This is a genomic window from Geodermatophilus sp. SYSU D00708 (assembly GCF_054050115.1).
In genome coordinates, this window is sequence record NZ_JBJGYS010000002.1 from 97,103 (window position 1) to 113,304 (window position 16,202).

The 16,202-nt window shown below is 75.2% G+C and carries 22 protein-coding genes; 10 read left to right on the plus strand and 12 right to left on the minus strand.

Annotated features, from left to right (window positions below; genetic code table 11):
* The first annotated feature begins 11 nt into the window (after positions 1-11).
* A complete protein-coding gene (locus ACI79D_RS02340) occupies positions 12-1,607 on the plus strand; it encodes a Na+/H+ antiporter NhaC family protein (RefSeq protein ID WP_456916687.1) in 1,596 nt (531 codons plus the stop codon).
* On the opposite strand, the gene ACI79D_RS02345 is transcribed toward ACI79D_RS02340, so the two are convergent.
* From ACI79D_RS02345 to ACI79D_RS02360, 4 genes are all read right to left on the minus strand, one after another.
* The gene (locus tag ACI79D_RS02345; RefSeq protein ID WP_456916901.1) at positions 1,597-1,875 is read right to left on the minus strand and encodes a WhiB family transcriptional regulator; all 279 of its coding nucleotides are present in this window, start codon (positions 1,873-1,875) and stop codon (positions 1,597-1,599) included. The two genes, ACI79D_RS02340 and ACI79D_RS02345, sit on opposite strands and share 11 nt — an antisense overlap.
* A 239-nt stretch (positions 1,876-2,114) precedes the next feature.
* Entirely contained in the window at positions 2,115-2,495 is a 381-nt protein-coding gene (locus ACI79D_RS02350) for a hypothetical protein (protein WP_456916688.1), read from the minus strand.
* Positions 2,496-2,533: 38 nt separating this feature from the next.
* Entirely contained in the window at positions 2,534-3,349 is an 816-nt protein-coding gene (locus ACI79D_RS02355) for an SRPBCC family protein (RefSeq protein ID WP_456916689.1), read from the minus strand.
* Positions 3,346-3,960, minus strand: a complete 615-nt coding sequence (locus ACI79D_RS02360) for an ArsR/SmtB family transcription factor (RefSeq protein WP_456916690.1) — start codon at positions 3,958-3,960, stop codon at positions 3,346-3,348. Before ACI79D_RS02360 ends, ACI79D_RS02355 begins: the two co-directional genes overlap by 4 nt.
* A 123-nt stretch (positions 3,961-4,083) precedes the next feature.
* Here ACI79D_RS02360 and ACI79D_RS02365 point away from each other — a divergent pair, with 123 nt between their 5' ends.
* Positions 4,084-4,548, plus strand: a complete 465-nt coding sequence (locus tag ACI79D_RS02365) for a hypothetical protein (protein ID WP_456916691.1) — start codon at positions 4,084-4,086, stop codon at positions 4,546-4,548.
* A 9-nt stretch (positions 4,549-4,557) separates the two neighbouring features.
* On the opposite strand, the gene ACI79D_RS02370 is transcribed toward ACI79D_RS02365, so the two are convergent.
* A complete protein-coding gene (locus ACI79D_RS02370) occupies positions 4,558-5,325 on the minus strand; it encodes a dihydrodipicolinate synthase family protein (protein WP_456916692.1) in 768 nt (255 codons plus the stop codon).
* A 104-nt stretch (positions 5,326-5,429) separates the two neighbouring features.
* Here ACI79D_RS02370 and ACI79D_RS02375 point away from each other — a divergent pair, with 104 nt between their 5' ends.
* Together ACI79D_RS02375 and ACI79D_RS02380 are read left to right on the plus strand one after the other, a co-directional pair.
* On the plus strand, positions 5,430-6,125 hold the full coding sequence (locus tag ACI79D_RS02375; protein ID WP_456916693.1) for a hypothetical protein: 696 nt from the start codon (positions 5,430-5,432) through the stop codon (positions 6,123-6,125).
* A 12-nt stretch (positions 6,126-6,137) separates the two neighbouring features.
* Positions 6,138-6,593: a GNAT family N-acetyltransferase gene (locus ACI79D_RS02380; protein ID WP_456916694.1), complete on the plus strand. Its 456-nt coding sequence runs from the start codon at positions 6,138-6,140 to the stop codon at positions 6,591-6,593.
* Positions 6,594-6,596: 3 nt separating this feature from the next.
* Here the strand turns inward: ACI79D_RS02380 and ACI79D_RS02385 are convergent, their stop codons facing one another.
* From ACI79D_RS02385 to ACI79D_RS02405, 5 genes are all read right to left on the minus strand, one after another.
* Positions 6,597-7,628: an ion channel gene (locus ACI79D_RS02385; RefSeq protein ID WP_456916695.1), complete on the minus strand. Its 1,032-nt coding sequence runs from the start codon at positions 7,626-7,628 to the stop codon at positions 6,597-6,599.
* 54 nt (positions 7,629-7,682) lie between these two features.
* Complete coding sequence (locus tag ACI79D_RS02390) at positions 7,683-8,024, minus strand: GYD domain-containing protein (protein WP_456916696.1); 342 nt, start codon at positions 8,022-8,024, stop codon at positions 7,683-7,685.
* A gap of 78 nt (positions 8,025-8,102) precedes the next feature.
* The gene (locus tag ACI79D_RS02395; RefSeq protein WP_456916697.1) at positions 8,103-8,660 is read right to left on the minus strand and encodes a dihydrofolate reductase family protein; all 558 of its coding nucleotides are present in this window, start codon (positions 8,658-8,660) and stop codon (positions 8,103-8,105) included.
* Positions 8,661-8,761: 101 nt separating this feature from the next.
* On the minus strand, positions 8,762-10,129 hold the full coding sequence (locus ACI79D_RS02400) for a hypothetical protein (RefSeq protein ID WP_456916698.1): 1,368 nt from the start codon (positions 10,127-10,129) through the stop codon (positions 8,762-8,764).
* A gap of 234 nt (positions 10,130-10,363) precedes the next feature.
* A complete protein-coding gene (locus tag ACI79D_RS02405; protein ID WP_456916699.1) occupies positions 10,364-10,828 on the minus strand; it encodes a hypothetical protein in 465 nt (154 codons plus the stop codon).
* 378 nt (positions 10,829-11,206) lie between these two features.
* Between ACI79D_RS02405 and ACI79D_RS02410 the strand changes: the two genes are divergently transcribed.
* The 5 genes from ACI79D_RS02410 to ACI79D_RS02430 all read left to right on the plus strand — a co-directional run bounded on the left by ACI79D_RS02410 (position 11,207) and on the right by ACI79D_RS02430 (position 13,483).
* Positions 11,207-11,719, plus strand: a complete 513-nt coding sequence (locus ACI79D_RS02410) for a hypothetical protein (protein ID WP_456916700.1) — start codon at positions 11,207-11,209, stop codon at positions 11,717-11,719.
* A gap of 104 nt (positions 11,720-11,823) precedes the next feature.
* A complete protein-coding gene (locus tag ACI79D_RS02415) occupies positions 11,824-12,006 on the plus strand; it encodes a hypothetical protein (RefSeq protein ID WP_456916701.1) in 183 nt (60 codons plus the stop codon).
* A gap of 76 nt (positions 12,007-12,082) precedes the next feature.
* Positions 12,083-12,391, plus strand: coding sequence for a hypothetical protein (locus tag ACI79D_RS02420; protein WP_456916702.1), 309 nt, complete (start codon positions 12,083-12,085; stop codon positions 12,389-12,391).
* Positions 12,388-12,822, plus strand: coding sequence for an SH3-like domain-containing protein (locus tag ACI79D_RS02425; protein WP_456916902.1), 435 nt, complete (start codon positions 12,388-12,390; stop codon positions 12,820-12,822). Before ACI79D_RS02420 ends, ACI79D_RS02425 begins: the two co-directional genes overlap by 4 nt.
* 73 nt (positions 12,823-12,895) lie before the next feature.
* A complete protein-coding gene (locus ACI79D_RS02430; RefSeq protein WP_456916703.1) occupies positions 12,896-13,483 on the plus strand; it encodes a nitrile hydratase subunit alpha in 588 nt (195 codons plus the stop codon).
* A 12-nt stretch (positions 13,484-13,495) separates the two neighbouring features.
* Here the strand turns inward: ACI79D_RS02430 and ACI79D_RS02435 are convergent, their stop codons facing one another.
* Both ACI79D_RS02435 and ACI79D_RS02440 read right to left on the minus strand, forming a co-directional pair.
* Positions 13,496-14,683, minus strand: a complete 1,188-nt coding sequence (locus tag ACI79D_RS02435; RefSeq protein ID WP_456916704.1) for a cytochrome P450 — start codon at positions 14,681-14,683, stop codon at positions 13,496-13,498.
* A gap of 109 nt (positions 14,684-14,792) precedes the next feature.
* A complete protein-coding gene (locus tag ACI79D_RS02440) occupies positions 14,793-15,761 on the minus strand; it encodes a hypothetical protein (RefSeq protein ID WP_456916705.1) in 969 nt (322 codons plus the stop codon).
* Between the two features lie 266 nt (positions 15,762-16,027).
* On the opposite strand from ACI79D_RS02440, the gene ACI79D_RS02445 reads away from it, so the two are divergent.
* Positions 16,028-16,198, plus strand: coding sequence for a hypothetical protein (locus ACI79D_RS02445; RefSeq protein WP_456916706.1), 171 nt, complete (start codon positions 16,028-16,030; stop codon positions 16,196-16,198).
* Positions 16,199-16,202: the final 4 nt, after the last annotated feature.

Here is a 16,202-nt window from a genome sequence, read left to right on the forward strand (position 1 = left end):
GAGGAGTCCTCGTGGAACCGTCCCTGCTGTCCCTCCTCCCGCCGCTGGTCACGATCGTCCTGGCCATCACCACCCGGCGGATCCTGCTGTCGCTGGGCGTGGGCATCGTCCTGGGTGCCCTGCTGTTCGCCCAGTGGGACGTCGGGGGCGCCGTCGACCTCGTGCTCGACACCGCCGGCGGGCTCATCGTGGCCGACGGCGAGGTGGCGGAAGAGGTCTACATCCTCGCCGTCGTCGTGCTGCTCGGCGTCCTGACGTCGTTCATCTACGTCTCCGGCGGGCTCCTGGCGTTCGCCTCCTGGGCGGTCACCAAGGTCCGGACGCGCGTGCAGGCCGCCTTCGTGCCCGTCGTCATCGGCGTCGTGATCTTCTTCGACGACGCGTTCAGCAGCCTGGTCGGCGGCACGGTCAGCCGGTCGATCACCGACCAGCACCGGATCTCGCGCGCGAAGCTCTCCTACCTCGTCGACTCCACCGCCGCGCCGGTCATCGTGCTGGTGCCGATCTCGGGCTGGGCCGCGTTCATCGCCGCCACCATGACCGGCATCCTGGACGAGAACGGCGTCACGGACATGAACGGCTACGAGGCGTTCCTCCGGACCATCCCGGCGATGATCTACCCGATCACGGCCCTGCTGCTGGTCGTCGCCGTCGCCTGGCTGACCATCGACTTCGGGCCGATGCGGCGGCACGAGCGGGCCGCGATCGAGCGGGGCGTGCTGTTCGACGACAGCCGGGGAGCGGTGCCCGGCGAGACCGACCGCGACCTGCCGGTACGCCGCGACGGGAGGATCGGCGACCTGCTGTGGCCGGTGGCCACGCTCCTGGCCGTGACCGTCGTGTGCGCGCTGTGGTTCGGCATCGCGGGGTCGGAGGGCTCGCTGAGCCCGATGGACATCCTCACCAACACCGACGTGATCCTCGCGCTCTTCTACGGGACCATCGCCGCCACGCTCGTCTCGGCGGCCATCCTCGTCGCGCGCCGGACGCCGGGCGGCCTGCTGGGTCGCGCCGCCTGGGCGGGTGTGCGGTCGATGCTCATGGCCGCGGCGGTGCTCTTCCTGGCCTGGATGACCGCCGAGATCATCTCCGAGCTCGGCATCGGTGAGTACCTGGCCGGGGTCGTCGACGCGGCGCTGCCGCTGGCCCTGCTCCCCGTCGTCCTCTTCCTCCTGGCGAGCTTCATCTCGTTCTCGATGGGGAGCACCTTCGGCACCTTCGGCCTGCTGCTGCCGATCGCCGGTCAGATCGCCGTGGCCCTCGATCCGGGCCTGCTCATCCCGGTCTTCGGGGCGGTCCTGGCCGGCGCCATCTTCGGGGACCACACCTCACCGCTGTCGGACACGACGATCCTGTCCTCGATCGGTTCCGGCGTGCACCTCATCGACCACGTCAACACGCAGCTGCCGTACGCCCTCGTCGCGGCTGCCGCCTCGGCGGTGGGCTTCCTCGTCGCCGGGCTGACGCAGAGCACCGGACTGGCGCTCGTGGCGGCGGTGCTGGCCCTGGCGCTGGCCGTCGTCGTCCTGCACGCCCGGTCCCGCCGGGCGGCGCGGTCCGACGCGGTCGTCGAGGGCCGCGGCAGCCCCCGGGACGTCAGGCGCTGAGCGGAGCCCGCCGCTGCAGCCGCAGCCGGCGCCGCTCCCGCTCGGACAGGCCGCCCCAGATGCCGAACCGCTCGTCGTTGCCGAGCGCGAACTCCAGGCACTCCATCCGCACCGGGCAGCTGGCGCACACCCGCTTGGCCTCGCGGGTGGAGCCACCCTTCTCCGGGAAGAAGGCCTCCGGGTCGGTCTCGGCGCACAGCGCGTCCAGCCGCCACGACTCGTCGCCGGCGGGGACGGCGCTGTCGAAGAGCGGTGCCGGCGGCTGCACGGCCGGAGCGGGGGCGAGGGTCAGGTGGGGACGCGCGATGGACGACACGGGGAACTCCTCATGCAGGGGGGAAGTTGCGCTCTGGCCGTGACGGACCAGTACGCCCTGAATTCACTTCGTGACGTTACGCAGTCATCCAGCCGCGTCGCACTGGCACAACCTTGAGGAGAACTCGGAACAGGTTCGGCGGGATCTGCCCGACCCGACGCGGCGGACGGCGGGTCCCGGCCCCCGCGGGCTCACGGGGCGTCGAAGTACGTCACCCGGTCGGGCTGCGCGGGAAACGGGTTGGCCCACTCCGACGGCGCGCCGGTGATCGGCTGCGCGTCGGTGACGACGACGAACGGCGTCCCCGGGTAGACGGCGAGCACCCGCGAGGCGGAGGAGAGGTCCTCGGTGCGCTCGACGAGCTCGCCGCGCCGCAGCTGCCGGGTGGTCCGCCGCCCACGCAACTCCTCCCCGACCTCGGCGACCCACTCGGCGCCGTCGGAGGTGAAGACGATCGAGTGCACCCGCCGGTCGGCGGGGGCCGACTCGCAGCCGGCGAACTCGGCGAGGGCGTCGTAGAGCCGCTCGGCCTGCTCGTCGTCGCCGGCCCGGGGGAGGAAGAAGGCTGCCATGCCCCCGATCCTCTCCGCGGCCACCGACAGACCGGCCGTCACGTCAGGAGCGCGAACCCCGGCACGTGCTCGGTCAGCCACGCCGTCCAGCGCGGCGCCTCGCGCTCGGCCGCCTCCGCGCCGCCGTCGCCGAACAGGTGGGCGCGCACCGTGACCTTCGCGCCGCCGTAGTCGAACGCCCCCAGCTCGACGATCCCGGAGTGGGGGTGCTCGGCGTGCAGCGTGACGGTGCGCCCGGTGGTGTCGACGACCGTTCCCGCGGTCGCGGGGGCACCGCCGTCCACCTCGACCCGGTCGCCGACCCTGGCGCCGGCCAGGCCCAGCGCGGCGAGCAGGTCGCGGCCGACGTCGTCGGCGGAGCGGTCCGCGACGGAGCCGAAGACGAGCAGCGGCGCGACCGGCTGCCCCCGGAAGGAGGTCAGCACGAGGCGCAGCGCGAGCAGGGCGCCGCGCCAGCCCTCGTCGGTGCCCTCGAGCTGGTCCTCCCAGCCCGCGCCGCCGGTGAAGAAGCCACTGACCAGCCGGACCACGCACGTGCCTCCGTCGCGTGCCTCGACGAGGAGCTCGGTGGCCCACGGCGGCGCGTCGGGTGCGTCGGGGTCCCAGTCGCGCTCCTCGTAGGCGAAGCGGTGCGGCGGCTCCCAGGCGGTGACGACCCCCTCGGAGCTGCCGAAGGGCCCGTGGTGGGTGACGATCCGGCCGCCCTCGCGCTCCTCCACCTCGGCGGGCACGAACCACGTGGAGATGCCCGGCCCGGTGGCGATCGCCTGCCACACCTCCGCTGGGTCGCCGGGCACCTCGATCTCGGAGGCGGAGACGCGGGCGGTGGGCTCGTCGGGGTCGTAGCGGGTCACGGCGACTCCTCGCGGGGTGGGCCGACGGGGACGTCGGCGGGAACGGGGTGCACGCCGACGAGGACGCGCTGCCAGCGGCCGTCCGCCGCCCCCTCGTCGTGGTACCGGGCGACGAGCCGGGTGACCGCCGCGGCGAGCTCGTCGGCGAAGGCGGCGCGGTCGGCCGGGGAGGCGAAGCGGACGTCGGCGTCCAGGGCCAGGACCGGCAGCGGCGCCTCGGCGCGCCGGGCCCGCGCGGCCATCCCGCCCACCTCGCGCAGCACCCGGCCGGCGAGCGCCAGGAGGTAGGCGGCCGACAGCCGGTCGGGCGTGCGCGCGGCGTCGGCCGCGGCGTCGCCGAGGACTCCCGGCGACACCAGGTAACCGGCGGCGGTGGCGACGAGGAGCCGTTCGGTGAGGCCGCCCCACCGCCGGGTGTCGGACGCCTCGACCAGCCCGTGCTCCTCGAGCTTGCGCAGGTGGTAGTTGACCTTCTGCCGGCTCAGCCCGAGGCGCTCGGCGAGCGTGGCCGCGGACGCCGGCGCGCGGAGCTCGGCGAGCAGGCGGGCGCGCACCGGGTCGAGCGCGACGGTGGCCGCGGCCGGGTCGCTGATGACGTCGACGGCTCGCACGGCCCCAGACTCGCCTTGACAGGAATTCTTGTCAAGGGTGTCCGGTCCGGTGGCACGGCGGCCGGTCCACCACGGCGGCCGGCGCGGAGGACGATCGCAGGACCCACATCAGGGGAGGGTCTGGTGCGCCGTACCGTCAGGGGCCTGCTGGCCTTCTTCGTGGTCTTCGGCCTGGTCGTCGGTGGGTGGCAGACCCTCGCGCCGGCGTCCTTCTACCGGGACTTCCCCGGCTTCGGACGGCACTGGGTCAGTGTCGACGGCCCCTACAACGAGCACCTGCTCCGCGACGTGGGCCAGGGCAACCTCGCCGTCGGCGTGGTCGCGCTGGTCGCGCTGGTGACCGGCGGGGTCTGGCTGGCCCGGGCGACCGGGCTCGCCGCGGTCGTGGCGTACCTGCCCCACCAGCTCTACCACCAGTTGACCCTGCACCTGCTGGAGACGCCCGGCGACCAGGTGCTGCAGACCCTCACGCTCACCCTGGTGTCGGTGGCCGCCGTCGTCCTGACCGTGTGCGCGTTCCGGCTGCCGGTCCGCGTCGCCGACGGCCGGCCGTCGTCCGCGGTGGGCGAGGGGGCCGAGGGGCGGTGACCGGCGCGCTCAGCCGCCCAGCCGGGTCACCGGCGAGACGCCGAAGCGCTCGGCGGTCATCCGCTTGATCCCGGCGGGGAAGTCGGCCGACGCGGCGCGGTGGGCGGCGGCCAGCCCGGCCTGGGCGGCGCCGTCGCCGGCGAACGCCGCGACGCACGGTTCCGGGGCGGCGTTGGCCAGCGCGAGCAGTGCACCGGCGACCCCCAGCGCGCCGCACATGGTGAGCAGCGTCGGCGAGCCGGTGTAGATCTCGCCGCGGAAGACCTCGATCTCGTCGAGCAGCCGCTCGGCGTCCCCGGAGGAGTCCTTGAGGCCGGACACCGGCAGCTCGGGCAGCAGGTGCACCGGGACGCCGGGGGAGGAGGCGAGCGGGAAGTGGTAGGCCAGCAGCGGCCGCTCGGCCGCGGTCTTGGCGACCCGCTCGTAGTACGGGCGCGGGTCGGCGACCCCGGGCGGCGAGAGCGCCAGCGCGGCGTCGGCACCCGCGTCGAAGGCCTGCTCGGTCAGCGCGGCGGCCTGCGCTCCGGTCGGTGCGCCGGTACCGGCGATCACCGGCACGTCCTGCGGGACGGCGGTGCGCACGGCGCCGACCAGGGCGCGGCGCTCCTCGGGGGTGAGCGCGGCCGCCTCCCCGGTGGTGCCCGCGACGAGCACGGCGCGCACGCCGGCGTCGACCAGGCGGACGGCCAGGTCGGCGGTGGCCGGGGCGTCGAGGGCGCCCCGCTCGTCGAACAGCGTGACCAGGGCGACGCCGACACCGGTGAAGGAGGCAGGCACCGCCCCATCCTGCTCGCCCGGCCTCCCGGCGACAACGCAGCGGAACGCGAGACGGCAGGCGCGCACCGCTACCGGAGAACCCGCCGTTCCTCTTCACTTCCTGCATGCAGGAGTGGGATCCCGCTGCATCGACAGCCCTCCTCGACTGCAAGCAGGCGCTCGAGGAGCGGGACGTCGTGCGCTGGCTGCAGGAGGTCACCCGCGCCATGTGGCGGCCGAACGCCGAGCGCTACGAGCCGTCCCACCTGTTCGACACGCCCCGCGGCATGGCCGGGCTGTCCGCGGAGAACTTCCGGGAGCGGATGCTCGCCGAGTACCGCGCGGCCCACGCGTCGTGGCGGTCGCGCGGGATCCGCCTCACCCTCCCGCACGGCTCCCTGGTGATCGAGGCCGGCGGGCTGGCCGTGCACGTGGTCAAGGCCCCGGGCGTCCAGATCCGCGAACCGGACTGGACCGGTTTCGCGTGGGACACCAGCGCCGTCCGCCGGGCGGCCGCCGCCCGCAACGCCGGGACCCTCGCCCTGCCGCCCCCGCCCGTCGAGGGGCAGCTGGCGTTCGACTTCGACGTCCTCCCCGCCGGGGGCAACCCGGTCTACCGGGACCTCTTCTTCGTCTGGGCCGGGGACGCCGTCGGCCTGACGGCCGGCTGGCTGGGACTGCCCCGGCTGGGCCGGCACCGCTGGCTGGCGGTGACCCAGCTGTGGCGGGACGACGCCGGCGCGGGCGGACCGCGCGGGGACGACGACCCGCGACCGGCGACTGCTCCGGCCTCCCCGGGGCAGGCGGCGATCGACGTCTGAGGGGAGAGCGGCATGACGACTCCGCGCGTGCACCTCCGGGAGGTCACCGACGACAACCGCGAGGCGGTGCGGGCCGTCCGGGTGCGCAAGGACCAGAAGCGGTTCGTGGCCTCGGTCAAGCGCTCCCTGCGCGACGCCGCCGAGGAGCCCACCGCCCACCCCTGGTACCGGGCCGTGTACTGCGGCGACGAGCCGGTCGGCTTCGTGATGCTGTCGTGGCCGCCGTCCGGACGCCCCTACCTGTGGCGGCTGCTCGTCGGCAAGCACCACCAGCGGCGCGGGATCGGGCGGGAGGTCCTGGCGCAGGTGGTCGACCTGGTCCGCGCGGACGGCGCCACCGAGCTGCTCACCAGCTACGAGCCCGGCGAGGGGAACCCGGGACCGTTCTACGAGCGGCTGGGCTTCCGGCCCACCGGCGAGGTGGACGACGGCGAGATCGTCCTGCGGCTGCCCCTGACCGACGAGTGAGCCTCAGCGCCCGGTGGCCAGGCGGGCGGCGTCGATGCGCTCGCGGGCGACGTAGTACAGGGTGGCGCCCGCGGCGACGGGCTGGTCCCAGTGCGGGCTGACCAGCAGGCCGCTGTCCTGCCGCACGGCCAGGACCGTGGCCCCGAAGGTGCGCCCGAAGTGGCTCTGGGCCGCGCCGAACGTCGCGTGCGGGTAGCCCGCCGGCACCCGGACCGAGTAGGTGTTGCCCGAGCCGCCCGCGGTCATGAGCTCGTTGTAGACGGCGGTGATGCCCGGGTCGCTGGCCTCCTCGGTGAGCAGGAACGGCATGTGCCACTGCACCGCCTGCACGCCGGCGTTGACGTACCGGAGGCTCTCCCGCCGGGACAGGTCGCGCAGGGCGGCCACCATGTGCACCCGCGGGTTGGCGTGGTCGACGGCGACCGCGATGGCGAGCGTCTCGTTGTCGTCGCGGCCGTCGATCACCGCCGTCCGGGCCGCCGGCACGCCCGCCCGGAGCATCACGTCGTCGCGGGTGAGGTCCCCGCGCACGAAGTGCACCTCCGGCCGGTCGGGCATCGGGTTCTCGGGCACGTCGTCCCACGCGCACAGCGCGACCTGCTGCCGGCCCTCGGCGGTCAGCTCGGCGACGATCCGCTCGGTGCGCCCCGGGACGTACCCCAGCAGGACGACGTGGTCGTGCAGGTCCAGTGCCACTCCACCTCTCAATCGCTTGCCCCGGACCGACTGCAGCGCGTCGGCCAGCCGGGTGAACAGCAGCGTCAGCGTGACGATCCCGCCGACGATCACGTAGCTGCCCACGACCCGGCCGGCCGTCGACGTCGGGAAGACGTCGCCGTAGCCCACCGTCGCCGAGGTGACGACGAAGTACCACCAGTAGGTGCCCGGCCGCACGATGTCACTGCCCGGCGGCTCCGCCAGGGCCATCGCCAGCCAACTGGTCGCGAAGACCAGCAGCGCCACCGTCAGGGGTAGCCGCCAGCCGTGCAGCCGGAGCCGCAGGAACCGCGACAGGCGGATGACGAAGAACGGCACGCGTGCTCCCGGCTCGGCGACGGTCCGCGCAACCTACCGGGTGCAGCAGGTGCGCTACCGCCCGCCCGGCTGGGCGCCCGGCGGGCGATAGCGCACCTCCTGCGCCCGGCGCATCGCCTCCATCGTCTCGTCGACGGTGAGCAGCACGGTCGTCTCCAGCGGGCTCAGCGCACCCCCGGCACCGAGGGCCAGGGCCACGGCGGCCATCGAGACGTTGTCCGGCGCCTCCCAGAGCGTGTAGCCGTCGCGGGGTCCGAAGGCGTACCAGAACCCGTGCAGCGTCCCGCCGACGGACTCGATGTAGGACCGGGCGGCCTCCCGCCGGTCCTCGGGGTGGGCGATCAGCCGGGCCCACGTCTCCGGCGTGTAGCTGAACCTGGTCAGGTAGAGCGGCATCGTCGGCCCCTCTCGTCCGTCTCCCCGGGGACGCCGAGGCTAGCCCCGGGGAGACGGACGGGGGACCCGCTGCCTGCCTCAGCCGGCGGCCGGGCCGTAGGTGAGGTGCGCGACCCCGTTGCTCAGGCGGTCGGCGCCGAGCAGGGACAGCGGCGTCCGCGGTGCGCCGTCGGGGAACAGCCGGATGCCCGTCCCGACGGCGATCGGGTACACGTACAGGTGCAGCTCGTCGACCAGGCCGTCGGCGAGCATCGCCCGGACCAGCGTCGCGCTGCCGCTGACGTAGAGGTCCCCGGCCTCCTCGTTCTTGAGCGCGCGCAGCCGGTCGGCGTCGTAGCCGCCCACGACGGTCGAGTTCGACCACACGGCCTCGGCGTCGCTGAGGGTGGAGGAGACGACGTACTTGCGGGTGTCGTTGAAGAAGGGGGCGCCCGGGTCCTCCTCCTCGGTCCGCGTGGACCAGGCCGGGGCGAACATCTCGAAGGTGGTCCGCCCGAGGAGGATGCCCGACGCCGATCCCGTGAGGGCGCCGATGGAGGCGGCCAGGTCCTCGGGGAAGCCGTAGTCCATCGTCCACATCGGGGCGTCGACGACCCCGTCGACGGTGGTGAACTCGTGGACCTTGATCGCGCCCAATGCCTTCTCCTCTGCGGTGGTGGAGCAGTTGTCGTGGGGGAGACGCCGGCCGACGCCGGTTCTCATCGGTGGCCCGGGACGAACCCGCGCCGCCGGGGTGCTCAGTGAGTGTCGCCGACCAGCCCCAGCCGTTCCAGGACGCCGACCAGGTACAGCCGCCGCGGCCGGATCAGTCCCGGCACGTGGCACCACCCGGGACCGGCCACCTGCGCCATCCGACCCAGCGCGCGGTCGACGTCGGCTCGCGCGCCGTCGGGCAGCTGCGCGTACACCTCGACGAGCTGCTCGCCGGTCAGCTCCGGCAGCCGCGGTCCGTCGGGTGCCGGAGCCGGAGCCGGAGCCGGGGCCGGCGCGGCGACGGGCGGGCGCAGGACCGGTGCGGTCAGCAGCGCGGCGGGCACGGCGACCTGCGCGGCCGGTCCGGTGTCCTGCGCGACGGCGGCTGCGGCCGGTGCGGTCGGCAGCGGAACGGCCGGGCGCGGGAGCGGCGAGCCGGGCCCGCCGTGCCGCTGCGCCGCCGGGCCTCCGCCGGCCAGCAGCCGGCGCAGGTAGGCGCCGGGGTTCTTGATCTCGGAGAACCGCGCGGAGATCTCCCGCAGGGCGGCGTCGAGCACGCCCGGGTCGGCGGTCCGGACGACGGACTCGGCGTCGAACACACCCCACTGCTCGAGCAGCGACACGACCTCGGCGGCGGGCAGCCCGGCCACGGTCGTCGGCGCCGCGAGCGCGGCGGCACCGGACGCGTCGACGGGGAGCCCGGCCGACGGCGGCGTCAGCCGCGCGTCGGTGGGGGAGAGAGATGGATGGTCTTCATCCATCCCATCCTCATGACGGTGACTGCGCGCACCGGTGTCGGCGAACCGGTCACCGGTGCGACCTGCGACTCCTCGCCCGGTGTCAGGCCTGCTGACACCGGCGGACGTGGTGTCAGCTTTCCCGACACCGGCTCCCGGGACACCGGTGTCAGCTCTCGTGACACCGGTGGAGACATCACCCAGCGGCCGGTCACTGTGCGTGAGGGTCTGCCGGCGCTCGACGGCGCGGTAGAGCTCCGGGCAGAGGACGTAGCGACCGCGGCCGAACCGGTCGGCGCGGCCGCCGACGCCGCGGGCCTGCTGACGGTCGAGGAAACCGGCCTGCTCCAGCTGGGTGACCAGCTCGCCGGCCTTCTGCCGGCTGCAGCCGAGCTGCTCGGCGAGCTTCGTGGCGTTGGTGTCCACCACGAGGCGGTGGCCGTCGTCGCCGGCCATGCAGATGAGGGTGAACAGCGCCGAGAACAGCTTGACGCCGAGGGCCCGCTGCAGCTGCAGGGCGGCCTCGGGCATCACGGTCACCTTCAGCCCGCCGCCGGGCGCGATCCCGTCGGTCGTGTAGGCGGCGATGGTCTTGGTGACCTCGAAGACGAGCGCCGGGCGGGCGGCGCTCGGCGCGGGGTCCCCCGGGCGCGGGGGAGGGGAGGAAGGCGTCATCGGCGTCTTTCCGTGCGCAGGGCGCGCGACACCGCGGGAGCGGACCGACGCGTCCTGAGGGAACAGCACAGAGCACCCGACGGATCGCTGCTAGCCTGTGGTTGTCGACTCCGGAGGCTCGCAGAGGGCGTCGGGCGTGCGTGGCATCAGCTTCGAGGCTGGTGCCACGTTTCGTATCTGGAGGAAGTCAGCTCATCGCGGCGTCGCTCCGGCTCGTCGCGTCGGCGGTCGGGATCACGCGGCGTCGGAGACGACGGCCGGCACGGTGAGCGTGGTCACCAGCAGCGAGGCGACCGGCACCGGGTAGCTGTGCAGGTACTCCACCAGGCCGCTCGGGTCGTCGAGGAGCTCGACGTCGCCGTCCCGGTCGATGACGACCAGGCCGCTCCAGCCCGGCCGCAGCCGCTTGCGCTTGAGCCGCAGCGCGTCGCTGAGCCGGCGCAGCTGCTCGCCGCGGACGCCCAGCCGGTGCGCGGCCATCGCGAAGCGGCCGACGGCCAGGTCGCTGGTCGAGTAGAGGACCGGCCGGGTGTCGCCGCGCCGGCGCCGCTGCTCGGCGCCGAGCACGCCGGCGCGCTCGAAGGTGTCCAGCTCGGTCGCCGTCAGCCCGAGGTCCTCCTCGACCTGTGCCCGGGTGTAGAAGCCCGGCTCGCGGGAGGTGCGGCGAGCCCGGGTGGGGGCCGCGGTGCTGGTCGCCAAGAGGGCCTCCTCGAATCACACGTCTGTCGTTCCCGCGCATCGTGACACGGTCCGCCGGGCCGGGCCGCGACGACTCGCGGGGCGCGTCCCGGTAGTTCTGAGCCCAGCGGCGGACGGCCCGTCCACTCGGGGGGTGCGCCTCGGGAGTGGTGTCCACGCGCAGTACTGCTCGGGGGAACCCTGCCCCGAGTTGCGCAGCTGGGGTCGGTTTGCGCAAGCCCATACCGGGACGGTCTCCGGTAGTTGCGCAAAGACGCATGCGGTCCGCTTGCGCAAAACTGGCCGGGGCTGAGGTGGGGGCGTAGGCCGGCGTGCGTTGCTCCCCGTCGGTCGGAGCGGCATGCTGTTGCGCAACCGATGGACGCGAGGTTGCGCAATATGACGGATCCGCCGACCGACGACCGGGACGCCGAGGAGCGGGAGTTGCTGACGGTCGAGCAGGTGGCCCAGCTCCGCCGGGTCACGCCGGCGGCCGTCCGCGCGCAGCTGCGGGCCGGGACGCTCGCCGGGGAGCAGGTGCTCCAGGGCCAGCGGACGGTCTGGCGCATCCCGGCGAGCGCGGTCCGGCGCGACCGGCCGGGGACAGGGAGGCCAGCGGTCGGGCGCAACCCGGGGGAGGCCCCGGCCGGCCCACCTGCGGGGAACCGCCCCGCGGCGCCGGTGACGCCGTCCGAGCCGGAGCCGGCGCCGTCCGAGCCGGGGCAGGAGCCGGCTGCGCCCGTGACCGGGGAACCGGGGCCCCGGGCGCCCGACCCGCTCCAGCCGGCGAGGCTGGCGGCACTGGAGGCGGAGGTGCGCCGGCTGCGCCGCCAGCTGGCGCACCTGGCCGACGCCCACCACCGGTTGCTCGACGCCCTCACCGCCGACGGGGACGACGACCCGCTGCGCTGACCGTGCCGGCAGGCGCCGCCGGGGACATCATCGAGGGGTCGCCGACGAGCAGTGCTGGCGTCGTCCGAGGACCGTTCGCAACCCGGGGAACGGGAGGTGCGGCGATGGCGCGCAGCGACTTCCACGTGGCACTGACCAACGCGCTGGACCTGGCCATGCCGCCGGAGGTGGGGCAGGAGTACGACATCGAGGCCGTGGTCGACCAGTGCATCGCCCTGCTGGAGCGGGCGGGGTGGCGGTTCACCCGCCCGCCGCCGTCCCCCTCCGCCCCGCGCCGACCGACGTGACGCGGGACCGGGCCTCCGGGACCGACGGGACCGACGGGTCTGTGCTCCACCGTGCGCGGCGCGGTAGGAAGCAGCGGTGAGCCGCATCAACGACGTCGGCGGGATGTCGGGGTTCCCGGCCATCGTCGAGGAACCCGACGAGCCGCCGTTCCACGCCGACTGGGAGGCCCACGTCCTCGCCCTCAACGGCGCGCTGATCCGGCGGGGCGTCTACAACCTGGACGAGTTCCGGGACGCGATCGAGCGGATGCCGCCGGAGGAGTACCTCGCGGCCTCGTACTACGAGCGCTGGTTCACCGCGGTCACCACGCTGCTCGTGGAGAAGGGCGTCGTCTCCGAGGAGGAGCTGGCCTCCCCGGACGAGCTCGGAGCGCCGCATGACTGACCTCGCCCCCGGCGTGGGGGGGGGGGGGGGGGGGGGGGGGGGGGGGGGGGGGGGGGGGGGGGGGGGGGGCGGGGGGGGGGCGGGGGGGGGGTTGGTGGGGGGTCGCGTGGGCGGGCGGCCCCGCCCCCCCCCCACCCCCCCCCCCCCCCCCCCCCCCCCCCCCCCCCCCCCCCCCCCCCCCCCCCCCCCCCCCCCCCGACCCGGACGGCCACACCCGGCTGCCGCGCTACGCCCGCGGCGCGGTCGGCGTCCTCGTGGAGCAGGCGGGCGTGCACCCGCTGGCCGACGACCGGGCCCGCGGCCGCGCCGGCACCCCGCAGCCGGTGTGGCACGTGCGGTTCGCCGCCGCCGACCTGTTCGGCTCGGGGGACCACTCGGTGACGGTGGAGCTGTGGGCCGACTACCTGACCCCGGTCGAGGAGGAGACGTGAGCGAGCTTGCGAGCTCACGCAGGGATGCAGCAGCGCCGCGAACGCGGACGACGAGCGCCAGCGAGGAGGAGACGTGAGCGAGCACCCCAGTTCGGTCATCTCGGCGCGGGTGCGCCACGTCGAGGCGCTGCTGGAGAGCCGTGGCCTGCTGGACGACGGCGAGATCGACCGCCGCATCGACGAGTTCCTCGCGGGCGGCTCACCGGCCAACGGCGCCCGGATCGTCGCCCGCGCCTGGATCGACCCCGGGTTCGCCGAGCGCCTGCTGGCCGATGCCAACGCGGCGATCCGTGAGCTGGGCCTGTCGATGGCCGGTGGGCTGCAGGAGCAGCGGCTGAAGGTCGTCGCCAACACCGAGGACGAGCACAACGTCGTCGTCTGCACGCTGTGCTCCTGCTACCCGATCGCGCTGCTGGGCCCCTCGCCCGGCTGGTACAAGAGCGAGGCCTACCGCTCGCGGGTCGTGCGGGACCCCCGCGGCGTGCTGCGCGAGTTCGGGCTCGAGCTGCCCGGGGCGACCCGCATCCTGGTCTGGGACGCCAGCGCCGAGTCCCGGTACATGGTGCTGCCGCGCCGTCCGGCGGGGACCGACGGGCTCTCCGAGGAGCGGCTCGCCGGCCTCGTCACCCGCAAGGGGCTCATCGGCACCGCCGCCGTCTGACCCGCGCGCGGGTCAGGCGGGCCGGACCTCCAGCGGCAGCCGGGTGACCGCGACCATCGCCCACGGGCTGCGGTACTCGACCTGGTCGTCGCCGGGCACCGCGATCTCCCGGTAGCGAGCCAGCAGCAGCCGCAGCGCCACCCGGGCCTCCAGCCGGGCCAGCGGCGCGCCGAGGCAGAAGTGGATGCCGTGCCCGAACGTCAGGTGCGGGTTGGGGGAGCGGCGGACGTCGAAGCGGTCGGGCTGCGGGAACACCCGCTCGTCCCGGTTGGCCGCGGTCAGCCAGACCATCACGACCTGCCCGGCCGGGATGCGCACGCCGCCCACCTCGGTGTCGGTCCGGGTCAGCCGGGCCAGGCGCGGGAAGGGCGTGCGCAGCCGCAGCACCTCCTCGATCGCCGTCGGCAGCAGCGCCGGGTCGGCCCGCACCGCGGGGACGGCGTCCGGGGCGTCCCGGAAGCAGACCAGGCTGTTGCCCAGCGTCGCGGTGGTGGTGATGTGGCCGGCGATCAGCAGCAGCCCGACGAAGCCGACGATCTCCTCGTCGGCCAGCCGCCGGCCGTCCACCTCGGCCTGGACCAGCTTGCTGGTCAGGTCGTGGCCCGGAGCCGCCCGCCGGGACCGGATGAAGTCCAGGAAGTAGCCGTTCATCTCGCGCATCACCGGGGCCACGGCGGTCACCGCCTGCTCACCGACCTCGCGCAGCGACCGGTCCGGGTCGATGTCCTGGCCCAGCAGCGTGTCGGCCCACCGGCGGAACAGCGCCCGGTCGGCGACGGGGATGCCCAGCAGCTCGGCGATCACGATCACCGGCAGCGGATAGGCCAGCGCGTCGACCAGGTCGAACCGCTCACCGGCCTGGTCCAGCAGCTCGCCGGTCAGCTCGGCGATGCGCGGCTCCAGGTCGGCCACGACCCGCGGGGTGAACGCCTGGCTGACCAGGGTCCGCAGCGTGCGGTGCTGCGGCGGGTCCATGCGGACGAAGTTGCCGCGCTGGAAGAGCTCGAAGTCGTCCTGCTGCGGCTGGAGCGCGGAGAGGTCGGAGGAGAACACGACCGGGTCGGCCAACACCGCGCCGGCCTCCGGGTGCCCCAGCACCTGCCAGCACTCCTGCCGGTCGTCGAAGTGGACCTGCCCGTGCCGGCGGCTGTCGGCCAGCCAGCCGAGGAAGTCCTCGAACGTCGCTCGGGTGGTGGTCATGCTCCTCACTCCCTCCGGGCGGAGCACCCGCCCCCACGCTAGGCGCGGAGGCGGGCTCCCGGAGCCCCTCGGCGCGCGGCGCCGGAGGTCGACGGGACGAGGGTGACCGTCAGGGTGCCGGGCGGGACACGGCGCGCCCACGCAGCCGGTCCAGCGGTCCCCGCAGGCGGAGGCGGAAGCGGTCGGGGACGGCGCTGATCGGCTCGGCCGCGCCGTCCGGTCCGGGCCGCCGCTGCGCGAGTCGCTCGAGGCGCTCGACCTCCGCCAGGAGCGCGGTGCGGCGGGCGGCGGCCTCACGGTCCAGGCGCTCCCGGGTCGAGGCGGCCTCGGCGTCGGCCCGCCGCCGCTCCTCGCGGCCGGTGGCCAGGAGCGCGACGACCTCGCCGCGGGCCTGCAGCCGGGCGGCGGCCGCGTCGTCGGAGGCCCGCTGCCGGGTCCGCTCGGCCCGGTCGAGCGCGCGCTGCTCCACCGCCCGTGCGTCCTCGAGCCGCGCCTCCGCCTCCGAGTGGGCCTCGCTGCGGGTCCGCTCGGCCGCCGCGACGATCCGGTCGGCCTCGGCGGCGCGCGCCTGAGCCTCCCGGGTCGCCGCGGCGACGATCCGGTCGGCCTCGGCCCGGGCGTCGGCGAGCAGCCGTCGTCCGTAGCCGACCAGCCGCTCCGCCTCGGCGCGGGCCGCCGCCCGGTCGGCCGCGGCGTCCGCCCGCATCCCCTCGGCCTCGTCGGCCGCCGCGGCGAGCACCGTCCCGACGCGGCGCGACAGCCGGAGCACCGCACCGCCCCCGGGGGAGTGCCCGAGCAGCTCCCGGGCCTCGTCGAGGGCGGCCCGGGTGTCGAGCAGCCGCGCCTCCAGGCGGGAGCACTCGCGCGCGGCGGCGGTGAGCTCGTCCTCCGCCCACTGGACGTACGTGTCGACCTGGAAACGGTCGTAGCCGGCCACGGCCCGGCGGAACACCGGACCGGCATCGAGGACGGTGGACAGGTCCCCGGAGACGTTCGGCCGACGGCGCCCGCCCGGCGCCGTCGTGGGTGCGTGCAGCAGGGACAGCGCGGCGTCCTCGGCGTGCGGTTCGGTGCTCATCGCTCCCGCCTCCCTCCGGTCCCGGGTCGAGGGAGGGGACGCTACGGAGCCGCCGGCGGGGACTCCGGCCGCCGCCGGACGCGGACCACCCGGGCGGGCGACGGACCTCCCGCCATCCAGCGATCGGCGGCCATGCCCTCTCGCTGCGTGACGTCGCGTGACGTCGCCCGGGAGGGTGAGCCGCCGGCGCCGGGGCTGTGCCGGTCCGCGACATGCCGGACCCTCCTCCCATGACGCCCGACACGACATCGCCGGACCCGGGGAGCATGACCGTCCCCCCGCTGTTCGGCTGGGAGCACGTGCTGGTCGCGGTGGTGGTCGTCGTCGTGCTGGCCGTCGCCGCGCTCGCCGTCCTGGCGGCCGGGACCGCCGAGAGCGGGCGGTCGGAGTGGCAGGCCTGGCTGGCCGGTCGATCCGTCCGGCGCCGGGACGAGTAGCCGC

Coding starts and splice junctions, on each gene's coding strand:
- ACI79D_RS02350 (WP_456916688.1), bottom strand. CDS start 2,495: ATGGCAGCCTTCTTCCTCCCCCGGGCCGGCGACGACGAGCAGGCCGAG.
- ACI79D_RS02375 (WP_456916693.1), top strand. CDS start 5,430: ATGCAGGAGTGGGATCCCGCTGCATCGACAGCCCTCCTCGACTGCAAG.
- ACI79D_RS02380 (WP_456916694.1), top strand. CDS start 6,138: ATGACGACTCCGCGCGTGCACCTCCGGGAGGTCACCGACGACAACCGC.
- ACI79D_RS02390 (WP_456916696.1), bottom strand. CDS start 8,024: ATGCCGCTCTACCTGACCAGGTTCAGCTACACGCCGGAGACGTGGGCC.
- ACI79D_RS02400 (WP_456916698.1), bottom strand. CDS start 10,129: ATGACGCCTTCCTCCCCTCCCCCGCGCCCGGGGGACCCCGCGCCGAGC.
- ACI79D_RS02410 (WP_456916700.1), top strand. CDS start 11,207: ATGACGGATCCGCCGACCGACGACCGGGACGCCGAGGAGCGGGAGTTG.
- ACI79D_RS02415 (WP_456916701.1), top strand. CDS start 11,824: ATGGCGCGCAGCGACTTCCACGTGGCACTGACCAACGCGCTGGACCTG.
- ACI79D_RS02435 (WP_456916704.1), bottom strand. CDS start 14,683: ATGACCACCACCCGAGCGACGTTCGAGGACTTCCTCGGCTGGCTGGCC.
- ACI79D_RS02440 (WP_456916705.1), bottom strand. CDS start 15,761: ATGAGCACCGAACCGCACGCCGAGGACGCCGCGCTGTCCCTGCTGCAC.
- ACI79D_RS02445 (WP_456916706.1), top strand. CDS start 16,028: ATGACCGTCCCCCCGCTGTTCGGCTGGGAGCACGTGCTGGTCGCGGTG.